Genomic DNA, 16,777 nt, shown 5'->3' on the forward strand with positions numbered 1-16,777 from the left:
GCAGCAGTAGAAAACGGGCAGGACGAAGCAGGAGCAACAGCAAAAATGGCGACGATCAAGGATGTGGCCGCCGTGGCGGGGGTGTCTTTCACGACGGTGTCGCATGTGGTGAACAATTCGCGGCCGGTTTCGGCGAACGTGCGGGCCAAGGTCGAGCAGGCGATTCGCGACCTCAACTATGTGCCGTCGGCGGTCGCGCGCTCGCTCAAGGCGCGCTCGACGGCGACGATCGGGCTCGTGGTGCCCAACGGCACGAATCCGTACTTCGCGGAGCTTGCGCGCGGCGTCGAGGACGGCTGCGCGCAAAAGGGCTACTGCGTGTTCTTCTGCAATTCCGATGACGACCCGGTCAAGCAGCGCAACTACCTGCGCGTGCTGCAGGAAAAGCGCATCGACGGGCTGATTGTGGCGTCGGCGGGCGACGATGCCGTGCTCGCGGCGACGCTGGGCGAGACGCGCGAGCCGATCGTCGTGGTGGACCGCAACATCGAAGGCCTCGACACCGATCTCGTGCAGATCGACCACGAGCGCGGCGCATGGCTCGCGACGCGCCATCTGATCGAGCTCGGGCATTCGCGGATCGGCTGCATCACGGGGCCGGTCAGCGCGGCGGTGAGCGCGATGCGCATGCACGGCTTTCTGCGCGCGATGGCCGAGTGCGGCATCGAGATCGCGCCGGGCGCGATCGTCGAGGCCGACTTCGCGGGTGCGGGCGGCTATCGCGCCGCGGGGCAGCTGTTCGACACCGTGCGGCCCAGCGCGATCTTCGCGTGTAACGACATGATGGGCATCGGCGCGCTGCGCGCGGCAGCCGAGCGCGGCCTGCGTGTGCCGGCCGAGTGCTCGATCATCGGCTTCGACGACATCGAGCTGGGCCAGTTCACCTGGCCCGCGCTGTCCACGGTCGGCCAGCCGGTACGCGAGCTGGGCGAGATGGCGGCGCTCACGCTGATCGAGCGCATCGGCACTGCAGGCGAGACACGCAGTGGCGCGACAGTGCTCCGGCGCGTGATGGCGCCTCAGCTCATGGAGCGCGAATCGACCGCGCCGTGGTGCGGCGCCCGGGCGTCGCTCGCGGCCTGATGTGCGTGCGACGCGTGCATAATCTGCCGACTGGACAGAGCACCGGAGGCACACGAAGTGGCGATTGACGAAGCTGCGCGCACGCATGCGCAATCGGGTACGCAAGACGCAGGCCGGCAGCGTGGCCGCGTGGCGGTGGTCGGCAGCCTGAACATGGACCTGGTCGCGCGCGCGCCGCGTCTGCCGCGCCCTGGCGAGACGCTCGCGGGCAGCGCCTTCGCGCAGGTCGCGGGCGGCAAGGGCGGCAACCAGGCGGTCGCGGCGGCGCGGCTCGGCGCGCAGGTGGCGATGGTCGGCTGCGTGGGCGCGGACGCCAATGGCGAGCTGCTGCGCGCCGGGCTCCTTGCCGAAGGCATCGATTGCGGCGCGCTCGACACCGCGCCGGAAGCGCCGACCGGCGTGGCGCTCATCGTCGTCGACGAGGCGAGCCAGAACGCCATCGTGATCGTCGCGGGCAGCAACGCCAAAGTGACGCCGGCAAGTCTGGCGCGCCACGAGGCGGCGCTCGCGGCTGCCGACGTCGTCGTCTGCCAGCTCGAATCGCCGCTCGACGCGGTGCACGCGGCGCTTTGCGCCGCGCGCCGGCTCGGCAAGATCACCATCCTCAACCCCGCACCGGCCACCGGTCCGCTACCCGCGGACTGGCTGCCGCTCATCGACTATCTCGTTCCCAACGAACTCGAAGCCGCGACGCTCACGGGCCTGCCACTCGCCACGCCCGAGGACGCCGCGCGTGCCGCGCAGACCCTGCACCGCGCGGGGGCGCGCAACGTGCTGGTGACGCTCGGCGAGCAGGGCGTCTGCGCCTTGCTCGGCGATGAAGCATCGAGTGCCGCTGACCCGGCGGGCGGGCTGGCGCCCGTGCATTGGCCCGCGCCCAAGGTGGCCGCAGTCGATACGACGGCGGCCGGCGACACCTTCATCGGCGCTCTGGCGGCGCGCCTCGCCGCTGGCGAGGCGCCCGTGCAGGCGATCCAGTTCGCGCTGCGCGCGGCGTCGATCTCCGTAACGCGCGCAGGGGCGCAACCGTCCATTCCTTCGCTTGAAGACATGGCGCGCTGAAATCAGGGGAAACGCGTCCCGCAGCCCCTGCTGTAATTTATTCGTCAGCCAATTCTTCTCATTTCGTCATATCTGATCACTATTTCAAGCCTCCCGGACGCTTGCCGCAAACAAACATGCAGGGCAACGGCCCGCACATTCGGGGCCGGAAAACCGCCCCTATGGCAAGCGCGGGAGAGTCATGAACAAGGGCATCAGCATCAAGGCGCGCATTGGCCTCACGATGGGGTTTCTGGCGGCGCTCATCGTCATTGTCGGCGCGGTGGGGCTGCTTGGCCTGACACGCTCGAACGAGGCCTACCGCACCACCTGCACCAACCAGATGCCGAGCCGACACTCGGTCAACCTCGCCGAAATTTATGCAGCGCACGAGCGGCTCGCGCTCGACCGCGCAGCATTCGAGATCGGCACGCCCGACAGCACCGCCACACTCGCGCGCGCCAGCATGCTGCGCGGCGTCTCCGACGATTACTGGAAGCAGTATCAGAGCTTGCCGCACAACGCCCAGGAAGACCGTCTCGCGCAGGATGTCGCCGTGCGCCGCGCAGCGTTTCAGCAGGCCGCGGACAGATTTGCCGCCACCATCGCCGCAAGCGATCAGAGCAAGGTCGTCAGCGGCGCCAATGCGCTGCAAGCGGCGTACAGCCAGCTTTCGCAGGCCGATCTCGAACTCGACAAGCTGCATGGCGCGCTCGCGAAAGCGGGCTTTGAAGAGGCAGAAGCGGCGTTCGGCCAGTTGCGCATCGCCGTGATCGCCGTGCTGCTGATCGGCATTGGCGCGGCCGCGTACTCGTTCTTCACGCTGCGCCGCGCGATCGCCGGGCCGCTGGGCGAGGCGCGCTGGGCGAGGCGATCGGCGCGTTCTCCGCCCTCTCGGCGGGCGATCTGAGCCGTCCCATCGTGGTGCGCTCGCGCGACGAGATGGGCGAGCTGCTGGGCGGCGTGGCGCGCATGCAGCGCAGCCTCAGCGATACCGTGCGCTCGGTGCGCGGCGGCACCGAAGCGATCGCCACGGCCACATACCAGATCGCAGCCGGCAACATCGACCTTTCTTCGCGCACGGAAGAGCAGGCTTCGGCCTTGCAGGAAACCGCCGCGAGCATGGAGGAGCTCACCGGCACGGTGAAGCAGAACGCCGAAAACGCCCGCCAGGCGAGCGCGCTGGCCGCCAGCGCATCGGATATCGCCAACAAGGGCAGCCGCGTCGTGAGCGAGGTAGTGGGCACGATGGGCGAGATCAACCAAAGCTCGGCGAAGATTGCCGACATCATCGCGATCATCGAGGGGATCGCTTTCCAGACCAATATCCTGGCGCTCAATGCGGCTGTGGAAGCCGCCCGCGCGGGTGAGGAGGGGCGCGGCTTCGCGGTCGTGGCGGGCGAGGTGCGCAGCCTCGCACAGCGCTCCTCGGCGGCGGCCAAGGAGATCAAGGGGCTGATCGATACCTCGGTCGGGCGCGTGCATGCAGGTTCCGCACTCGTCGACGAGGCGGGGCGCACGATGACGGAAATCATCGGCGCGGTGCAGCGCGTGACCGACATCATGGGGGAGATTTCGGCGGCTTCGCAGGAGCAGTCCGGCGGCATCGACCAGGTGGCGCGTGCCGTCACGTAGATGGACGACGTGACACAGCAGAACGCCGCGCTCGTGGAGGAGGCCGCCGCCGCGGCGCAGTCGCTCGAAGACCCGGCGAGCCAGCTGCGTGCCGCTGTCGCCGTGTTCAAACTCGACGAATCGCACGCGCCCGGCTTCATCGAGCACGATTTGCGGGCCGGTGTGCCGTCTGCCTCGCCGCCCGCGGACGCGAAGCCCGCGACGCGTCCGGCGACGAAGCCCGCTGTGCGCGCCGGGGTGGGCACTGCGCGCGCCCCCAGGCGCGCGGCCCAGGTTGCCAGTCCGGCCGCCAAGCCGGTCGCCAATGCGGCCGTCAAGCCGGTGGCGGTCGCGGCGGCGGGATCGACCGACGACTGGGAGACTTTCTGACGCCCGGCTCTCGCGACTGAGCTGTGCCGCAAACCCGCTGTTTGACGAAGGCACGTCGCTGCATCGCAGCGGCGTTTTTTATGCCTGCGATGCGCATGCATGTGCATGTGCCGCACCGAGCCGGTTACGGTACATTGTGGATCTTGTCACGCGCGCGGACGGGGACGCACGGTACACTGCGCAGCCGCTTTCGCGGCAAGGGCCAGGCGCCGCAAGCGCACTGCAACACGCGCGACATCGCGCCATCATGCCGGCTCGACGCAGGACTCGCGCTGCCGGCGCACGCACACGCACGCACAAGAAAGGATCCAGACATGACACGTGACGATCTCGCGCAGCGCCTCGTGGCGGCGCGCAGCCGCCATCAGATGATCGAGACGCTGGCGCCCGAATGGCTGCCGCCCGACGCCGCCACTGCGTACGCGATCCAGCAGGCCGTGCTCGCGGGGCTGGGCACCGCCACGGGCGGCTGGAAGATCGGTGCGCGCGCGCCCGGCGGCGCGGGGTCAGGCGCACCGTTGCCCGCGACTCACGTGCACGCCTCGCCGGCGCGCGTCGAACGCCAGGCGTTCTTCCGCGTGCTGGTCGAGCTGGAGATCGCCTTCCGCTTTGCCGAACGGGTCTTGCCGCGCGCCGACGCTTATGCGCGCGACGAGGTGCTCGCGCTCGTGGGGCAAATCCTGCCCGCCATCGAAATCGTCGACAGCCGCTTTGCCGAATGGCCGAACGTCGCGCCGCTCGCGCAGCTTGCCGATGCACAGAACAACGGCGCGCTCGTGACCGGGCATGCGCAGCCTTACGGGGCGCTCGCGCGAGCGCTCGACTTCGTCGCGCCCGAGCTCGAACTCACCTTCGACGGCGTGTCGCTCGTGCCGGAAATGGCGGGTAATCCCGCAGGCGATCCGCGCGAGTTGCTGGTCTGGTTCGTCAATCATTGCGCCGCGATGGGCATCACCATCGAACCCGAGTGGACCATCACCACGGGTTCATACGTAGGGGCGCACCGCATCGAGGGCGCAGGCCTGCTGCACGGTCATATAGACGGTCTCGGCGAGGTCGAGATCGAGTTCGTCTGACGCGAAGCGCCCGCAGGATCTTGCTCGCGAACACCGTGCATATCAGCACGACGCGAGCACGAGGCGAGCACGATGCAAAGAGAGGCGGTCATGCTTTTTGCGGCCCCGGCGCAATGCGCATTCGAGTCACCCGAAAGCCACTACTGCCAGCAGGGGCAGCGCGCGTTTATCGTCCCATGAATGAATGCGCGCCAACTCACTGACACCGGCCCATGTGCCGCGTATAACAAATAAAAAAATCGCTCACGCATAATGGCCAAGATGCACAACGACAGCGCGCGCTGTTACAAAAATGGCGTTACAAGTTAGTGTGGTGATCTGTACACGGCTTGTGCGGCCGTGCGTTCTATAAAGAAGCGATACACGCGCGCGGCAGAGGGCGGCGTAGCGGCGGGGTTGATGCTCGAGCGTCGATTCGCAGTGCGATGGCGCGCGCTAGCGGCGTGAAATTTGCGGGTAGGCTGAAAATTGTACGGCGTCGCAGGCCAGGCTCCAAGCACTCGAGTCTGAACTTTCAATCAGGCTCGATTTTTGTGTGAAAAAAAATTCGAAAAGGTTTAGGATGAATTCGAGCGATGTCGTTTCCGAATAGCGCGCCGCGCACGACATCGGTCCAGATCTCGGCGAGGAGGTAGCATGGATATCTACAGCAGCTTCGCGACCCGCTTCGAAAAAACGCGAGAGGAAGAGCTCTCGCTTGAGGAGTATCTCGCGCTCTGCAAAGAAGATCCCAGTGCGTATGCCACGGCTGGCGAACGCATGCTGACGGCAATCGGGGAACCAGAACAGATCGACACTCGCAACGATCCGCGCCTGTCGCGCATCTTTGCCAATAAGGTCATCAAGGTTTATCCCGCGTTCCGCGAGTTTTATGGCATGGAAGAGGTGATCGAGCAGGTGGTAGCGTACTTCCGTCACGCGGCGCAGGGGCTCGAAGAGAAGAAGCAGATCCTCTACTTGCTGGGCCCGGTGGGCGGCGGCAAGTCTTCCATTGCAGAGCGGCTCAAGCAGCTCATGGAGCGCGTGCCGTTTTACTCGATCAAGGGCTCGCCCGTGAACGAGTCGCCGCTCGGTCTCTTCGACTACGACGAGGATGGCCCTATCCTCGAAGAGCAATACGGCATTCCACGCCGCTATCTGAAGAGCATCCTCAGCCCGTGGGCCGTCAAGCGCCTGCACGAATATAACGGCGACATCCGCAAGTTCCGCGTGGTGCGCCGCTATCCGTCGATCCTGCGGCAGATCGGCATTGCGAAAACCGAGCCGGGTGACGAGAACAATCAGGATATTTCCTCGCTCGTCGGCAAGGTCGACATCCGCAAGCTCGAGCAATACGCGCAGGACGACGCGGACGCCTACAGCTATTCCGGCGGCCTGTGCCTCGCGAATCAGGGCTTGCTCGAATTCGTCGAAATGTTCAAGGCGCCGATCAAGGTGCTGCACCCGCTGCTCACGGCCACCCAGGAAGGCAACTTCAAGGGTACCGAAGGATTCGGCGCGATTCCGTTCAACGGCATCATCCTTGCGCACTCGAACGAGTCGGAGTGGAAGGCATTCCGCAATAACCGCAATAATGAAGCACTGCTCGACCGTATTTTTGTGGTGAAGGTGCCTTACTGCCTACGCTATTCGGAAGAGATGAAGATCTACGAGAAGCTGCTGCGCAACTCGTCGCTTGCGGATTCGGTGTGCGCGCCGGGCACGCTCAAAATGATGTCGCAATTCTCCGTGCTCACGCGCTTGCAGGAGCCCGAGAATTCGAGCCTCTTCTCGAAGATGCAGGTGTACGACGGCGAGAACCTCAAGGACACCGACCCGAAGGCCAAGTCGTATCAGGAATACCGTGACTTCGCCGGGGTCGACGAGGGCATGGCCGGGGTCTCCACGCGCTTCGCGTTCAAGATCCTCTCGCGCGTGTTCAACTTCGATTCGACCGAAGTAGCCGCGAATCCGGTGCACCTCATGTACGTGCTCGAGCAGCAGATCGAACGCGAGCAATTTCCGCCGGAGACCGAGCAAAAGTATCTGTCGTTCGTGAAGGACGTGTTGGCCTCGCGTTACGCCGAGTTCATCGGCAAGGAGATCCAGACCGCTTACCTCGAATCGTATTCTGAATACGGGCAGAACATCTTCGATCGCTATGTCACGTACGCCGACTTCTGGATTCAGGATCAGGAGTTTCGCGACCATGACACGGGCGAAAGTTTCGACCGCGCGGCGCTGAACGCGGAACTGGAGAAGATCGAAAAGCCCGCGGGCATCAGCAACCCGAAGGACTTCCGCAACGAGATCGTGAACTTCGTGCTGCGCGCGCGCGCGGGCAACGCCGGCAAGAACCCGGCGTGGATCAGCTACGAGAAACTGCGCGTGGTGATCGAGAAGAAAATGTTCTCGAATACGGAAGAACTTTTGCCGGTCGTCTCGTTCAATGCAAAGGGATCGGCGGAAGAACAGCGCAAGCATGAAGACTTCGTCAATCGCATGGTGGCGAAGGGCTATACGCCCAAGCAGGTCCGGTTGCTCTGCGACTGGTATCTGCGTGTGCGCAAGTCGTCATGAGCGCAGAGGCAATACCTTCCTGTTGCGCCGCCGCACATTTCATGCGGCGGCGCAAAAAGGAAATCCGGCGGGGCGCAGGCCACGTAGCCATGAGCAACTGAACGTGGCATTCCAGACTGCGCACCCCGCCCATTCGAAACGTGAGCGGGAGACTGGATGTGCTTCATCAAATCATCGACCGCAGGCTGGCCGGCAAGAACAAGAGCATTGCAAACCGCGAGCGCTTTTTGCGCCGCGTGAAGAACTATATTCGTCACGCCGTCTCGGAAGCGGTGCGTGACCGCAGCATCAAGGACATTCAAAGCAACCAGAGCATCACCATTCCGCGCAAGGACATTGCCGAGCCGTCGTTCCGGCACGGCCCCGGCGGCCGGCGCGAAATGGTGCATCCGGGCAACGAGGACTACGTGCGCGGCGACCGCATTCCGCGTCCGCAAGGCGGCGGGGGCGGTGGCGGCAGCCAGGCGAGCAACGAGGGCGAAGGTCAGGACGACTTCGTGTTCGAACTCTCGCGCGAGGAGTTCATGCAGTACTTCTTCGACGACCTCGAATTGCCGCGCCTCGTCAAGACCCATCTGATGGCCGTGCCCACGTGGAAGAGCATCCGCGCCGGGTGGGCCGCCGAGGGCACGCCGAATAACATCGACGTCGTGCGCTCTCTGAGGAGCGCGCTCGGGCGGCGCATCGCTTTGGGCGCGCCGCTCGTGAACGAATTGCGCGATCTCGAAGAGCAGCTGGAGGCGCTAATGGCCGATCCGTCGGACCGGCGCGACGACATCAAGCAGCTCGAAGAGCAGATTCATCATCTGCGCGGACGCATCTGGCGCATCCCGTTCATCGACCCGTTCGACCTGCGTTACGTGAACCGCGTAAAGCAGCCGCAGCCGTCGAGCCAGGCGGTGATGTTCTGCCTGATGGATGTGTCCGGCTCGATGGACGAGCAGCGCAAGGACCTTTCGAAGCGCTTCTTCATCCTGCTGTACCTGTTCCTCAAGCGCAATTACGAAAAGATCGAAGTGGTCTTCATTCGCCACCACACGCGCGCCGAGGAAGTGGATGAGGACACCTTCTTCCATTCGACGGAAAGCGGCGGCACGGTGGTGTCGAGCGCGCTGGAATTGATGAAAAAGGTGATCGAAGAGCGTTATTCGCCGAGCGACTGGAACATCTACGGGGCGCAGGCTTCGGACGGCGACAACTGGACCGACGATTCGCCGAAGTGCCGCAAGCTGCTCGCGGATGACATCCTGCCCAAGGTGCGCTATTTTGCTTATATTCAGGTGACGCCCGAGGAGCAAAACCTCTGGCTCGAATATGCGCAACTGGCGCTCACCGACCCGAATCTGGCGATGAAGAAGGTCGACAACCCGGCGGATATCTATCCGGTCTTCCGGGAGCTGTTTGAAAAGCAGGTGGAGCATTCATGACGACACGCCACCTGCACAACGAGGCGCGCGGCTATCAGCCGGAGCGCCGCAAGACCGGCGGCCACGGGAAGGGACAGCACGGCGATCACGAGGCTGCCGCAAAACGGGGGGGACACCCGGCCGAGCCGGCGCGCAAAGACGCGCACGGGCTCCCCGAACATGACCTCCCTGAACCCCGGCTTCCGGAAACCAGGGAATTGCATATGAACGTAGCCGACAGACGGCCGTTGCCGTGCCCATCCGACTGGACCTTCGAGCTGATCGAAGAATACGACACGCATATCTCGCATGTTGCGGAGCAATACGAACTGGACGTCTATCCGATCCAGCTCGAATTGATCAGCGCCGAGCAGATGATGGATGCCTATGCGTCAGTCGGCATGCCGGTCAACTATCGCCACTGGTCGTTCGGCAAGCATTTTCTCTCCACGGAGAAGAGCTATCGCCGGGGACAGATGGGGCTTGCGTACGAGATCGTCATCAATTCGAATCCGTGCATTGCGTATCTGATGGAAGAAAACACGATGACGATGCAGGCGCTCGTCATCGCGCACGCGGCCTACGGACACAACTCGTTCTTCAAGGGCAACTACCTGTTCCGCCTCTGGACCGACGCGCATGCGATCGTCGACTACCTCGTCTACGCGAAGAATTACATTGCCGAATGCGAGGAGCGCTTCGGTCTCGACCGTGTGGAGGAGTTGCTCGACTCGTGCCACGCGCTCATGAATTACGGCGTGGACCGCTACAAGCGGCCCCAAAAGCTTTCGCTCGAACGCGAGGCTGCGCTGCGCCGCGAGCGCGAGGCGTATCTGCAATCGCAAGTCAATGAACTATGGCGCACGCTGCCGAAGACGCAGCAGCCCATCGCCGAGGAAATCGACGAGCGCTTCCCGCCCGAGCCGCAGGAGAACCTGCTGTATTTCGCCGAAAAGAACGCGCCGCTGCTCGAACCGTGGGAGCGCGAAGTCATCCGCATCGTGCGCAAGGTGGGTCAGTACTTCTATCCGCAACGCCAGACTCAGGTGATGAACGAGGGCTGGGCCACGTTCTGGCATTACACGCTGCTCAATACGCTGTATGCGCAAGGCAAGCTGGAAGACGGCTTCATGATGGAGTTCCTGCACTCGCACAGCAATGTGGTCTATCAGCCGCCAGTCACCAAGCACTACTACAGCGGAATCAATCCGTATGCGCTGGGCTTTTCGATGATGAGCGACATACGCCGCATCTGCGAAAGCCCCACCGAGGAAGACCGCAAGTGGTTCCCGGAACTCGCCGGCAGCCCATGGCTCAGTGCGCTGCACTACGCGATGCGCAACTTCAAGGACGAGAGCTTCGTCGCGCAGTATCTCTCGCCGCATCTGATCCGCGAGATGCGGCTCTTCTCGGTGCTCGACGACGACATGCGCGACGCGCTGGAAGTCTCGGCCATCCACGACGACAGCGGCTATCAGTACGTGCGCCAGGCGCTCTCGCGGCAGTACGACATGCATCATCGCGAGCCGAACATTCAGGTCTGGTCGGTCAACACACGCGGCGACCGCAGCCTCACGCTGCGCCACTTCATGAGCGATAACCGTCATCTGTCGGGCGACACTGACGAAGTCCTGCGGCACATGGCGCGGCTCTGGCAATTCGATGTGTATCTGGAAAGCGTCGACGAGAACGGCACGGTCAGGAAGCGCTACGAATGCCGTTACGTGCCGCCGGCGGTGAGGGTATAGGCATACACCGGCTTCGACGCCCGCAGTGCAACCGAAGGCCAGCCCGCGCGCTGGCCTTTTTCTTGGTGTCGCGCAGCTTTCCTTTCGCCAGGATCGCAGCATGGCAAGCCGCCGTGAACGAACCGGCTGTGCCGCGCTAAGATACGGCGCTATTACCCTTACTCGCCAGTCACTCCGAAGCCCATGCGGATGCAGGCATCGAAAGGAAGCCGTCGTGGCGTTTGAATTTTTCAGTGGCATGCGTCACCTCAACCGCGCAGGGGCGTTGCGTGACGCGAAAGCGGGCGTGCTGCTCGCGTCGATGAATATTCCGCAACTGCTCGGCTATGCGCGCATTGCGGGCATGCCGGCCGTTACCGGGATCTATACCGGCTTCCTGCCGTTCATCGCGTTCGCGTTCTTCGGCGCCTCGCGCCACCTCGTGGTCGCTGCGGATTCGGCTACGGCCACGATCTTCGCGAGCAAGCTCACAGCCATGGCGGCGCCTGCGAGCGCCGAATACGTCGCGCTGGCTGGCATGACCGCGTTGCTCACGGCGTTCTTCCTGCTGCTCGCGCGCATTTTCCGGTTAGGCTTTCTCGCCGACTTTCTCTCGCGCACGGTGTTGGTGGGCTTTCTTACCGGTGTTGGCGTACAGGTGGGCGTGGCGATGCTCGGCGACATGCTCGGCATTCCGTTCGCCTCGCGGCGCACGGCCCTGCAGGTCAGGCAGATCATCTTGCAGTTTTCCTCCATTCACTGGCAGACGCCTGCGATCGCGGCGCTCGTAGTCTTGACGATTCTCGTCTTTAAGCGTTTGCGGCCGGCCTGGCCCGTGCCGCTCGTCGCGGTGGTGGGCGGCATTGCCGCGAGCGCCACGTTCGACTTCGCGGGCCGCGGCATTGCCGTGACCGGACCGCTGCAAGGAGGGCTGCCGCACATTGCGTTTCCGGCCGTGGGCTGGTTTCAGATGCTCGATTTGATGCAGGTGGCGGCAGCGTGCTTCGTGATCATCATCGCGCAGAGCGCCGCGACGAGCCGCGCATTCGCCGAGCGCTACGACGAGCGCGTGGATGAAGACCAGAATTTGCTGGGCCTCGCCGCAGCAAACGCGGCGGCTTCGCTGAGCGGCGCGTTCGTGGTGAACGGCAGCCCCACGCAGACCGCCATGGCCGAGCAGGCCGGCGCGCGCAGCCAGTTTGCGCAACTGGCGTTTGCTGCGGTTGTCGTGGTGGTGCTGCTATTTCTGAGCAACTGGCTGCAATATCTGCCACGCTGCGTGCTTGCGGCCATCGTCTTCACGATCGCTGCCGGCATGGTCCACATCGGCCAGTTGATCGATATTCGCAGCGAAAGCCGTGGCGAGTTCTGGCTCGCCGTGGTTACCGCGCTCTCCGTGGTTGTGATCGGCGTGGAGAACGGCATTCTCATTGCGATCGGGCTCTCGCTGCTGCGCCACGTGCGCCACAGCTATCGCCCGCATACGATGATGCTTGCGCCCAACGAGACGGGGCGCTGGATGCCCGTGCCGGCGCAGGTCGGACTCGTGACCGGGCCCGGCCTCATCGTCTATCGCTTTGGCTCAGATCTTTTCTACGCCAACGATCATCTTTTCGTCGACGAAGTGAACGGTTTGATCGACGGGGCGCCGTCGCCCGTGCATTGTCTCGTGATCGACGCATCGGCCATCACGGCCATTGATTATTCGGCAGGTCGTTCGGTTAACGAGTTATGCGAGTCGCTGCGCAATCGCGGCATCGAGGTGATATTCGGCCGGGTCAACCGCTATCTGCGCGCGGACATGGATCGCCACGGCATCACCCCCGTGGTGGGCGCGGAAAACATCTATACGACGCTACACGAGGCGCTCGCGGCCGTGCATCCGGAACTCGGCCAGCACGCTGACGCGTGACCGGTCCTTGCACGTCCTTGCACGTCCTTGCACTATCCTCGCGCAGTGCAGCATGGTTCCAGCGGGGCTGCCGCGCTCGCGAGCGTTTGCAGAGACACCCTCGGACCTCCAGAGAAACCCGAATTGCCCGCGAGATTTCGTGGCTGCTATCTTGCGCGTCAAGCGCTGTGGAAGCGCTTCCACATCAACGCCGCCGGGGCGCGGCAACGTCTCGCTGACGGCTTTTGCGCAGGAGCTTTCGTGACACACGACCTAGCCGCTTCGCCGCATTCCGCTTCGCCGCATCCCGATCCGGCTGCCTCGTTCGAACCCGACGCCTTCACGCCGGCGCCCGATTCCGTGCTCTGGCGAGGCGACTTCTTGCTGGGGGCGGCCACCGCGTCGTACCAGATCGAAGGCGCGGTGGGCGAGGATGGCCGTCTGCCATCGATCTGGGACACCTTCAGCGCCACAACTGGCAAGGTGCTCGCGAGCGATACCGGCGCTGTGGCCTGCGATCATTACCACCGTTGGGAAAGCGACCTCGATCTGCTGGAAGCATTGAACTTCGAGGCCTATCGCTTCTCGATTGCCTGGCCGCGGGTGATGGATGCGTCGGGCCGTCCGAACGAAAAGGGCATCGGCTTCTACCGGCGCTTGCTCGAGCGTTTGAAAGAGAAGGGCATCCGGGCTTTCGCGACGCTCTATCACTGGGACTTGCCACAGCATCTGGAGGATCGCGGTGGCTGGCTCAACCGCGATACTGCCTGGCGTTTTGCCGACTATGCGGACCTGATGAGCCGTGAATTGTCGGGCCTCGTCGACGCATGGATGACGCTCAACGAGCCGTGGTGCTCGGCGTATCTCGGCTATGGCAACGGCCATCATGCGCCGGGCCTTGCGAATCCGCGCTATGCGACCCAGGCCATGCATCATCTGCTGCTGGGCCACGGGCTGGCGACGGCGGCGCTGCGCGCGAACGATCCGCGCTCGGCCAAGGGCATTGTCGCGAACGTCGGGCGCGGCACGGCGGATTCAGATTCGCACGCCGACCTCACCGCCGCGCGCCGCTTCGAAGTGCAGCACAACGCGTGGATTCTCGACCCGTTGCTCAAGAGCGAGTATCCAGCCGAGCTGTTCGAACTGTGGCCCGGCACTGAGCCGCTCGTGCTCGACGGCGACATGCAGACGATCGCCACGCCGCTCGACTTCCTCGGCATCAACTACTATTTTCGTACCCAGGTGAAAAGCGACGGCGCACACGGCTTTGTCGAAGTGCCGCTTGCCGGCGTCGAACGCACGCAGATGGGCTGGGAGGTCTATCCGGACGGCCTGCGCGATCTGCTCGTGGGCTTTCATCGCACGTATGAAAACCTGCCGCCTGTCTATATCACCGAGAACGGCATGGCTTCCGACGACAGCGTGCGCGACGGGCAAGTGGACGACGCGCAGCGCATTGCGTTTCTCAGGCGGCATCTGGCTGCCGTCGACGCCGCGATCAAGGCGGGCGTGGACGTGCGCGGCTACTTTGTGTGGTCGCTGCTCGACAACTTCGAATGGGCATTCGGCTACGAACGGCGCTTTGGCGTGGTTCATGTGGATTACGACACGCAAAAGCGCACGCCCAAACGCAGCGCACAACTGATTGCGCGCTTCATGGCCCAGCGGGGCGCGCGGGCTTGACTTCATAGAACGATAGACAAACCGGTACACCGGAGGAGACGCAATGAAGCGATTGGACCGGATGAACCCACGCGCGCCCATGCTGCGCGCTGTCGTCGCTGCGCTCGCCATGGCCGGCGCGCTGGTGGCGCACGCCGCGGACGCACCACTCAAGGCCACCGTGATTCACTGGTGGACCTCGGGCGGCGAATCGGCCGCCATCAAGCAATTCGCGCAAGCCTATGATCAGGCGGGCGGCCAGTGGATCGACAACGCGATTGCCGGCGCGGACCAGGCGCGCGCCACGGCAATCAACCGCATTGTTGGCGGCGATCCGCCCACGGCGGCACAGTTCAACACGTCCAAACAGTTTCACGATCTCATCGACCAGGGACTCCTGAATAATGTCGATGACGTTGCAGCCAGGGAGAACTGGAACGCCATTTTGCCAGAATCGGTGCTCAACCAGATCAAGGTGAACGGGCATTTTTATGCCGCACCCGTGGACATCCACATGCAGGACTGGTTTTTTTACTCGAAGCCCGCGTTTGCCAAAGCCGGCATCGCGAGCGAACCCAGGAACTTCGACGACCTTTTCGCCGCCCTCGACAAGCTCAAGGCGGCAGGCCTGATTCCGCTCGCGCTCGGCGGCCAGGCGTGGCAGGAGAAAATCACTTTCGACGCGATCTTCGCCGACATGGATCGCAATCTCTACATGAGGGTCTATCGCGACCGCGATGCGAACGCCGTCAATTCGCCGGCTTTCAAGAACGTGCTGACGACCTTCAAACGCCTGCACAGCTATGTCGATCCGGGCTCGCCCGGCCGCAACTGGAACGATGCGACGGCGCTCGTGATTTCGGGCAAGGCAGGCATGCAGATCATGGGAGACTGGGCGAAGGGCGAGTTCTCTAACGCGCATCAGGTGGCGGGCAAGGACTTCGGCTGCTTTCCGGGCTTCGCGAATTCCCCGTATATGGTGGCGGGCGATGCGTTCGTGTTCCCGAAGACCGACAACCCGCAGGCCGTGAAAGCGCAGCAACTGCTCGCGACGGTGATGACCTCGCCCAAGGCGCAAGCGGCATTCAGCGAGAAGAAGGGCTCGATACCGATTCGCCAGGACGTGGATACTTCGAACTTCGACATCTGCGCGAAGGGGGGCATGACAATCATGAAGGACAAATCTCGCCAGTTGCCGAACCCGGAGATGCTGATTCCGCCTGATGTGCAGGGCGCGCTTCAGGACGTCATCACGAACTTCTGGAACAAGAACCAGCCCGTCGACGAAGCGCAGAAAGCGTTCGCCACGGCGATCAAGCGCTGAGCCGGGGCAGCCCATGTACGCGCTCAAGCTGGATCATGCGAGGCGCCGGGAACGATTGAAACGCGCGGGGCGCCCCATGCGGCGGCGCCTGTCGCTGGCCGCATGGATCGCGCTGCTGCCGATGGCAGCCACGGTCGTGTTCGCCTATATCGGCACGATGCTGTGGACCGCGCGTGTTTCGATGAGCTACTCGCGCTCACTGCCGACCAACACGTTCGCGGGCGCGACGCAGTATGTGCGGCTCTTCGAAAACGACCGCTGGATCGTCTCGCTGCAGAACCTCGCGATCTACGGTGTGTGCTTTATCGTCGTCTGTCTCGCGACTGGTTTGTTGCTCGCGATATTCATCGACCAGCGCGTTGCAGCCGAGGGTGCGCTACGCACGATCTTTCTCTATCCATATGCGATGTCGTTTGTAGCAACCGGGCTCGTGTGGCAGTGGATCCTCAATCCCGAACTCGGCGTCCAGGCGGTGCTGCGGCATATGGGTTTCGCGCATGCGCACTTCGACTGGATCGTTTCGCAACGCTTCGCGATCTATACGCTCGTGATCGCGACCGTGTGGCAGGCCTCGGGGCTCGTGATGGCATTGATGCTCGCGGGGCTGCGCGGCATCGAGGAAGAGATCTGGATGGCCGCGCGCCTCGACGGCATTCCGCGCTGGCGTGTTTATGCGAGCATCGTCGTGCCGATGCTGAAGACCTCGATGTCCACCGCGTTCGTGCTGCTCTTCGTGATGGTGGTGAAGCTCTACGACGCGGTGGTGGCCATGACGCAAGGCGGCCCTGGCACCGCAAGCGAAGTGCCGGGCAAGTTCATCATGGATTACCTGTTCAATCGCGCGAACATCGGGCTGGCTTCCGCCGCCTCGATCGTGCTGCTCGCGACGGTTCTCGCGGTGCTCGCGCCAGTGCTGTACGCGCGCAGCCATGTTTCGGCCATGGCAGCGCGCAGGGGAGAGCGAACATGAACGTTCGGCTTGCCAAACCGTCCAGCGCCCGCGC

10 protein-coding genes and 1 pseudogene are annotated in these 16,777 nt (G+C 63.7%); all 11 read left to right on the forward strand.

Features of this window, described 5'->3' with window-relative positions; genetic code table 11:
• Nucleotides 1-45: 45 nt before the first annotated feature.
• The 11 genes and pseudogenes from P5W98_RS07335 (at nt 46) to P5W98_RS07385 (ending at nt 16,743) form a co-directional block, all read left to right on the forward strand.
• The gene (locus P5W98_RS07335) at nt 46-1,083 is read left to right on the forward strand and encodes a LacI family DNA-binding transcriptional regulator (RefSeq protein WP_421023956.1); all 1,038 of its coding nucleotides are present in this window, start codon (nt 46-48) and stop codon (nt 1,081-1,083) included.
• A gap of 153 nt (nt 1,084-1,236) precedes the next feature.
• Nucleotides 1,237-2,145 carry a ribokinase gene (gene rbsK, locus P5W98_RS07340; protein WP_434715464.1) on the forward strand — a complete coding sequence of 303 codons (909 nt, stop codon included), beginning with the start codon at nt 1,237-1,239 and terminating at the stop codon, nt 2,143-2,145.
• Between the two features lie 181 nt (nt 2,146-2,326).
• Nucleotides 2,327-4,128: pseudogene (locus P5W98_RS07345) on the forward strand (methyl-accepting chemotaxis protein).
• A 314-nt stretch (nt 4,129-4,442) separates the two neighbouring features.
• Entirely contained in the window at nt 4,443-5,204 is a 762-nt protein-coding gene (locus tag P5W98_RS07350; RefSeq protein ID WP_421023957.1) for a 2-keto-4-pentenoate hydratase, read from the forward strand.
• A 636-nt stretch (nt 5,205-5,840) separates the two neighbouring features.
• The gene (locus tag P5W98_RS07355) at nt 5,841-7,763 is read left to right on the forward strand and encodes a PrkA family serine protein kinase (protein WP_421023958.1); all 1,923 of its coding nucleotides are present in this window, start codon (nt 5,841-5,843) and stop codon (nt 7,761-7,763) included.
• Nucleotides 7,764-7,921: 158 nt separating this feature from the next.
• Nucleotides 7,922-9,190, forward strand: coding sequence for a YeaH/YhbH family protein (locus P5W98_RS07360; protein WP_421079470.1), 1,269 nt, complete (start codon nt 7,922-7,924; stop codon nt 9,188-9,190).
• Complete coding sequence (locus tag P5W98_RS07365) at nt 9,187-10,917, forward strand: SpoVR family protein (RefSeq protein WP_421023960.1); 1,731 nt, start codon at nt 9,187-9,189, stop codon at nt 10,915-10,917. The genes P5W98_RS07360 and P5W98_RS07365 overlap by 4 nt, the downstream gene beginning before the upstream one ends.
• A 238-nt stretch (nt 10,918-11,155) precedes the next feature.
• Nucleotides 11,156-12,808, forward strand: coding sequence for a SulP family inorganic anion transporter (locus P5W98_RS07370; protein ID WP_421025213.1), 1,653 nt, complete (start codon nt 11,156-11,158; stop codon nt 12,806-12,808).
• A gap of 240 nt (nt 12,809-13,048) precedes the next feature.
• Nucleotides 13,049-14,470: a GH1 family beta-glucosidase gene (locus P5W98_RS07375; RefSeq protein WP_434718015.1), complete on the forward strand. Its 1,422-nt coding sequence runs from the start codon at nt 13,049-13,051 to the stop codon at nt 14,468-14,470.
• Between the two features lie 61 nt (nt 14,471-14,531).
• Nucleotides 14,532-15,773 carry an ABC transporter substrate-binding protein gene (locus P5W98_RS07380; RefSeq protein ID WP_421025214.1) on the forward strand — a complete coding sequence of 414 codons (1,242 nt, stop codon included), beginning with the start codon at nt 14,532-14,534 and terminating at the stop codon, nt 15,771-15,773.
• Nucleotides 15,774-15,786: 13 nt separating this feature from the next.
• The gene (locus P5W98_RS07385) at nt 15,787-16,743 is read left to right on the forward strand and encodes a carbohydrate ABC transporter permease (RefSeq protein ID WP_421079472.1); all 957 of its coding nucleotides are present in this window, start codon (nt 15,787-15,789) and stop codon (nt 16,741-16,743) included.
• Nucleotides 16,744-16,777 lie beyond the last annotated feature (34 nt).

Source organism: Paraburkholderia sp. A1BS-2L, from assembly GCF_051125205.1.
Classification (GTDB): Bacteria; Pseudomonadota; Gammaproteobacteria; order Burkholderiales; family Burkholderiaceae; genus Paraburkholderia.

Excerpts from the sequence above, each read along its gene's own strand:
- P5W98_RS07335 (WP_421023956.1), top strand. The coding sequence starts at position 46 with ATGGCGACGATCAAGGATGTGGCCGCCGTGGCGGGGGTGTCTTTCACG.
- rbsK (WP_434715464.1), top strand. The coding sequence starts at position 1,237 with ATGGACCTGGTCGCGCGCGCGCCGCGTCTGCCGCGCCCTGGCGAGACG.
- P5W98_RS07350 (WP_421023957.1), top strand. The coding sequence starts at position 4,443 with ATGACACGTGACGATCTCGCGCAGCGCCTCGTGGCGGCGCGCAGCCGC.
- P5W98_RS07355 (WP_421023958.1), top strand. The coding sequence starts at position 5,841 with ATGGATATCTACAGCAGCTTCGCGACCCGCTTCGAAAAAACGCGAGAG.
- P5W98_RS07365 (WP_421023960.1), top strand. The coding sequence starts at position 9,187 with ATGACGACACGCCACCTGCACAACGAGGCGCGCGGCTATCAGCCGGAG.
- P5W98_RS07370 (WP_421025213.1), top strand. The coding sequence starts at position 11,156 with ATGCGTCACCTCAACCGCGCAGGGGCGTTGCGTGACGCGAAAGCGGGC.
- P5W98_RS07380 (WP_421025214.1), top strand. The coding sequence starts at position 14,532 with ATGAACCCACGCGCGCCCATGCTGCGCGCTGTCGTCGCTGCGCTCGCC.
- P5W98_RS07385 (WP_421079472.1), top strand. The coding sequence starts at position 15,787 with ATGTACGCGCTCAAGCTGGATCATGCGAGGCGCCGGGAACGATTGAAA.